5 protein-coding genes are annotated in these 5,595 nt (G+C 64.1%); 2 read left to right on the plus strand and 3 right to left on the minus strand.

Annotation, left to right across the window (positions count from 1 at the left end; genetic code table 11):
* Positions 1-85: 85 nt before the first annotated feature.
* A complete protein-coding gene (locus ACLQ7E_RS18155) occupies positions 86-1,450 on the minus strand; it encodes an amino acid permease (protein ID WP_411733984.1) in 1,365 nt (454 codons plus the stop codon).
* Positions 1,451-1,754: 304 nt separating this feature from the next.
* Between ACLQ7E_RS18155 and ACLQ7E_RS18160 the strand changes: the two genes are divergently transcribed.
* Together ACLQ7E_RS18160 and ACLQ7E_RS18165 are read left to right on the plus strand one after the other, a co-directional pair.
* Positions 1,755-2,093 carry a DUF1275 family protein gene (locus ACLQ7E_RS18160; protein WP_411733980.1) on the plus strand — a complete coding sequence of 113 codons (339 nt, stop codon included), beginning with the start codon at positions 1,755-1,757 and terminating at the stop codon, positions 2,091-2,093.
* A 179-nt stretch (positions 2,094-2,272) separates the two neighbouring features.
* The gene (locus tag ACLQ7E_RS18165; RefSeq protein WP_411733981.1) at positions 2,273-2,422 is read left to right on the plus strand and encodes a hypothetical protein; all 150 of its coding nucleotides are present in this window, start codon (positions 2,273-2,275) and stop codon (positions 2,420-2,422) included.
* On the opposite strand, the gene ACLQ7E_RS18170 is transcribed toward ACLQ7E_RS18165, so the two are convergent.
* Together ACLQ7E_RS18170 and aceB are read right to left on the minus strand one after the other, a co-directional pair.
* Positions 2,419-3,630 (minus strand): MFS transporter, encoded by a 1,212-nt coding sequence (locus ACLQ7E_RS18170; protein WP_411733982.1) that lies wholly within the window; start codon positions 3,628-3,630, stop codon positions 2,419-2,421. The genes ACLQ7E_RS18165 and ACLQ7E_RS18170 overlap by 4 nt on opposite strands.
* Positions 3,631-3,928: 298 nt before the next feature.
* Complete coding sequence (gene aceB / locus ACLQ7E_RS18175) at positions 3,929-5,542, minus strand: malate synthase A (protein ID WP_411733983.1); 1,614 nt, start codon at positions 5,540-5,542, stop codon at positions 3,929-3,931.
* Positions 5,543-5,595: the final 53 nt, after the last annotated feature.

A 5,595-nucleotide genomic window follows, 5' to 3' on the forward strand; every position in this document is an offset into this window, starting at 1 on the left:
TTCGCGTCATCAACCCCCCACCCCCCGCGCTTTACCACGGGGCCCGGCTTCCTGACAATGGGAAAGCTGGGGTTGGGAGGACCCGCTAGTGCGAATCGGCCGTCGCGTATTCGCGCCCGGTCTCGTCGACCAGCTCGGCGCGCTCGTGGCCCTTGCCGCGCACCCACACCTTGTAGGCGACAAACAGGAGCGCAATCCAGACCACGCCAACCACCAGGGCGATGCGGGTTGCGGGGATGACGCCCAGCAGCACGATCACAAATCCCATGAATGCCAGCGCGGCATAGGATGCGGCCGGCCACCAGGGGGAGGGAAACTCGGACGCCTGGAGGTTCTCGCGCGCAATGGTCCGCTTCATGGAGATGTGCGAGAGCAGGATCATGACCCACACCCACACGGTGGCGAAGGTGGCAATCGAGGCAATGACCAGGAACAACGACTCGGGCAGCAGCGCATTGAGCACCACTCCGGCCAGCAGCACGATGCCCATGGTCAGCACCGTCATCCAGGGGACCCCGTTGCGGGAGATCTTGGCGAAGGACGCCGGGGCGTGGCCCTGCTGGGCGAGGCCAAACATCATGCGTCCGGCTCCGAAGATGTCGGAGTTTATTGCCGAGATCGCGGCGGTGATGACCACTGCATTGAGGATGTGTGCCGCCGCGGGAATGCCCAGGTTGTCGAAGATCTGCACGAAGGGGCTGCCCTCGGAACCGATCTGGTTCCACGGGTAGATCATCATCAGGATGCCCAGGGTGCAGACGTAGAAGAGCAGGATGCGCACAGGCACGGTGTTGATCGCCTTGGGCACCACTGACTTGGGGTTCTCTGCCTCACCGGCGGTGATGCCTATGGTCTCGATGCCGCCAAAGGCAAACATCACGATCGAGAAGGAGGCCAGCAGGCCCCAGAACCCGTTGGGGAAGAACCCTCCGGCGGCCAGCAGGGTGCCGATGCCGGGGTTGGCCTCGGCCGGCAGGCCAAAGCCGAAGAGCACGATCAGCACACCGCCGGCGATCATGGCGATGATGGCCGAGACCTTGATCAGCGAGAGCCAGAACTCGGTCTCGCCAAAGACCTTGACCTTCATCAGGTTCAGCGCGGCGATGAAGAAGACCACGGCCAGGATCCAGATCCAGCGGGGGACATCCGGGAACCAGAACCCCATGTAGATGCCGAATGCGGTGACGTCGGCAATGGCCACGATCGCCATCTCGAAGGCGAACGTCCAGCCCGTGATGAAACCGGCAAACGGGCCCAGGTACTTGGAGGCGTACTGGCCGAAGGACCCGGAGACCGGGTGGCGCACCGCCATCTCTCCCAGTGCACGCATCACCATGAAGACGGCGGCGCCACCAACCATGTAGGCCAGCAAGACCGCGGGTCCCGCGGCCTGGATGGCTGATGCGGAACCGTAGAACAGACCGGTGCCGATGGCCGAACCGAGGGCCATGAACCGGACGTGGCGGACGTTGAGTCCGCGGGCAAGCGCCTGGGCAAATTGGGGCACGAAAATAAACCTTTGGTTGGAAGGGGGAAATTCAATGGTAAGTCGGTGGATTGATTCGGCCATGATCCCGTGGCACGGATCACCTGCGGTTCGGTGCGTGGCTGCGGGCCCGCAAGCTGCGGTTTGGTTGGGTCAATAGACGGGGGAGGAGTGGGAAGTCGTTGTTGGTGGCTGCCGGCACCAATGATTTTGACGGTGCCCAGGGCGGAGCGTTGCTTTGCGCCGGCGTGCGATGAGGAGAAAACACGTGACGGGGTCTTTGGGATGGCGGGGAATCGCATATGCCAGCGGACTGACAGCGATTTCCGGATTCGTGGACGGGGTGGCATTCATCCACTTCGGCGGCTACTTTGTCTCGTTTATGAGCGGCAATTCGACCCGCTCAGGCGCGGCATTCGCGGAAGGCAATTATCTCGCATGGGCCCTGGCCATGGGGTCGGTGGCAGGCTTCGTGTTTGGAGTGGCAGCGGCAACCCTGCCCAGCAATGTTCCCTCGGTGCACCGGCGCGGGGCGGTGCTCTCGGTTTCCTCGATCTTCCTGCTGGCCTCGGCAACCACCGCCCTGGGTTCGGCCGGAGGTGTCTGAACCGCCGTGTTGCTGGCCATGTCCAGGGGGCGGTAAATGCGACCTACACGCGCCGCGGCGAGGTCAGCGTCGGATTGACCTACATGACCGGTGCCCTGGTGAAGAGGGGGCAGCACCGGGCCGCGATGCTAGTCGGAGGTCCCAAATGGGCGTGACTGCCGTATGGCGCATTCTGGGCCATGATCACGTTCGGGTCCTTTGTCGGAGCTCTCCTTTACCTGCAGGTTGGCCTGAAGGTCTTGTGGCTAGCCGCGTTGGCTCTGGTGGCTTGGACGGTCGTGGCCTTCGTTCGTGTCAGTCCGGGCAGGATCTTCGGGATCCCGCGCTAGGTTGCCCTTCGCCGGTTTCCGCGGGCATGGCGGCCATGCACCTGGAAGTACAGGGCGATGGCAAGGACCGTAAGCACGGTGAGGATCCCGAACATGCCGGTGTACCCAAAGTGGGGGATCAGCAGGCCTAGGGCGACCGGCCCGAAGCCGATCCCGACATCGAGCATTAGGAAGAACGTCGAGGTGGCCACGCCCAGGTCCGCGGGCGGCACCGCGGTAACTGCAATGGCCTGGGCGCAGGGCAACAACGCACCGAATCCGAAGCCGGTGAAGGCGGCAGCAGCGGCGACGCTCAGGCTGCTCGGGTCGAATGCCAGGGCGGCCATGCCCAGGACAAACATCAGGAGCAGTGGATACATGATTGCATTGTCGCCCCGCCGGTCCTGGATGCGTCCGGCAAAGAGCCGGGACAGGAGCACGGTGATGGCATAGACAATAAAGAACCAGCTGGCCGCCTCCGTCATGGACTTCGAGATCAGGAACGGTGCCAGGAACGAAATGATGCCCGAATAGGCGATTCCACAGACCAGGATGACCAGGGAAATCGGCAGTGCCGCCGGGCTGATGATGGATCGGATAAAGCTGCCACGGCGGGCATGTGCCGTGGACAGGCGAGTTGTTTGCGGCGGTTCGGGCATGCGGACCAGCAACGCGAAGATCAGGGCCGCAGTCGAGAAGACTGTGCAAAACACGAAGACAGCCGTGTAGTTTCCGCTGCCCGCGAGCAGCACGGCCAGGAACGGGCCGACAGCGGTGGACAGCGTGGTGGACAAGCCGAAGTAGCCGGTCCCCTCGCTGCGCCGGGCTTGCGGAATGAGCGACTGGACGGCGGTGGCGATGGCGGTGTTGGCCATGCCGAACGCCATGCCGTGGACCAGACGCACGATGAGCAAGAGCAACAGAGTGCTGCTGAAGATGTAGAAGACCGAGGCAAGGGCAAAGAGGCCCAGGGCGAGAATAGCCAACCGCTTCCGCCCCACGACCTGCAGCAATTTTCCGGCAAAGAGCCGGGCGATGACCGAACCGATGATGAAGGCGCTCGAGGCCAGTCCGGCGGCGCTGTCGGAGGCCTGGAACCTGTCCACAGCGTACAGCGCCATGGAGGTCATCAACAGGTAGAAGACCATGGAAATGAAGAGGTTGGCGACGGCGGCGAGCAAGAAATCCCGGGTGAAGAGTTTCGTTGGCGGATTATGTGGCTGGCTCACCGGGCTCCTTCTGGGGTTTCTTCTGTGTTCGGACCGCGACGGGGCCTTGTCCCATTATCTTCCTTGGCACTGGCGCGCCCGGCCATTTGAAAGTCCAGCCGATGGTGTCCTTGCAGACACCTCGGTGCGTTGTTCATCGCTTTGGGCGCGGGAAACGTGGCTTAAATACGGTCGTCCCCGCCTGGGACAGCTCTGCCGGCGGGGACGATCGATGGCTATGAAGTTGTTTCTTGGCGGCGGGGTCCAAGGGGTGGTCGCGTCGTTGCGCTTGCCCCTTGACCCCGCCACCGAAGAATATTTACGCGGCGGCCGTTTCCAACGACTTGGCCTCACGCAGGTAGCGGTTGTACGCCTGGACGGTGAGGAAGGTTGGGAAGTCCTCACGCAGGGCGCAGGCCTCGAAGATCTCGCGGGCGTCCTCGAAACGGTCGCCCTCGAAGCGGGAGAGCTTCTCGAATTCCTCCTCGGTCATCGACTCGATCCAGGCGCGGGAAATCAGTTCGCCGGTGTCGGTGATGGCTGCCTGCTGGATCCACTGCCAGATCTGCGAACGCGAGATCTCCGCGGTTGCCGCATCCTCCATGAGGTTGTGGATGGCCACGGCACCGTTGCCGCGCAGCCAGGCCTCCATGTAGCGGATGCCCACCTCGATGTTGTTGCGGATACCATTCTCGGTGATCTTGCCTTCGGTGCCGGCAATGTTCAGCAGCTCCTTGTCGTCCGGGGTGACGTCCTCGCGGGTCCGCTCACGCTGGTTGGGGTTTTGTCCCAGGACCGCGTCGAAGACCTCGCGGGCCACCGGCACCAGGTCCGGGTGTGCCACCCAGGAACCGTCGAAGCCGTCGTTGGCCTCGCGGGTCTTGTCCGCGCGCACCTTCTCGAACGCCTGGGCCGTCACGTCGGGTTCACGCCGGTTGGGGATGACGGCGGCCATCCCTCCCATGGCGAACGCGCCGCGGCGGTGGCAAGTCTTGACGAGCAGTTCGGTGTAGGCGCGCATGAACGGCGCCGTCATGGCCACCGTGGCGCGGTCCGGCAGGACGAACCGGGGTCCGGCGTCGCGGAAATACTTGATGATGCTGAACAGGTAGTCCCAGCGTCCGGCGTTCAGGCCGGCGGCGTGGTCCCGAAGTTCGTAGAGGATTTCGTCCATTTCGAAGGCTGCGGGGATGGTCTCGATCAGGACCGTGGCACGGATGCTGCCCCGCGGGATGCCGAGGGAGTCCTGGGCGAAGACAAAGATTTCGTTCCAGAGGCGGGCCTCTAGATGGCTCTCCATCTTGGGCAGGTAGTAATAGGGGCCCTGGCCGTTCGCCAGTAAGCGCTTGGCCGTGTGGAAGAAGTGCAGGCCGAAGTCCACCAGCGCACCTATGGCAGGTTCGCCGTCAATCAGCAGGTGCTTCTCCGGGAAGTGCCAGCCGCGCGGACGTGCCACCACGACGGCGAGCGGGGCGTCCGTCCGGAGAACGTATTCCTTGCCCTCCGGGGACGTGAAGGCGAGCGTTCCGGCCGCCGCATCCCGGAGGTTGAGGATCGATTCGACCACGTTGGACCAGGTGGGGGTGCTGGCGTCCTCCAGGTCTGCAAGCCAGATCTTCGCACCGGAATTCAGGGCGTTGACGGCCATCTTGGCCGGCGCGGCCGGGCCGGTCATTTCCACCCGGCGGTCCTGAAGGGCTGCGGGGGCGGGGGCCACGGTCCAGTCGCTCTCGCGGATGTGCCGGGTCTCCTGCAGGAACTCGAGCCGGCCGGTCCGGGCCACGTCTTCCCGCTTGGCGGCGCGGGCCTTGAGCAGGTCCTCCCGGGTGCCTGCGAAACGCCGGTGGAGTTCCTCCACGAAGGCCAGGGCCTCGGGCGTCAGGATCTCCTCCGCACGGTCGATCGGCTGCGGGGCTGAAACTGTGAGGGCCATGGTGGTCCTTCCTCGTCGGTAAATCAGGCGGTGAATCAGGCGTGGGCTGGTGC

The sequence above is a fragment of the Paeniglutamicibacter sp. genome, assembly GCF_046714615.1.
GTDB lineage: Bacteria > Actinomycetota > Actinomycetes > Actinomycetales > Micrococcaceae > Paeniglutamicibacter.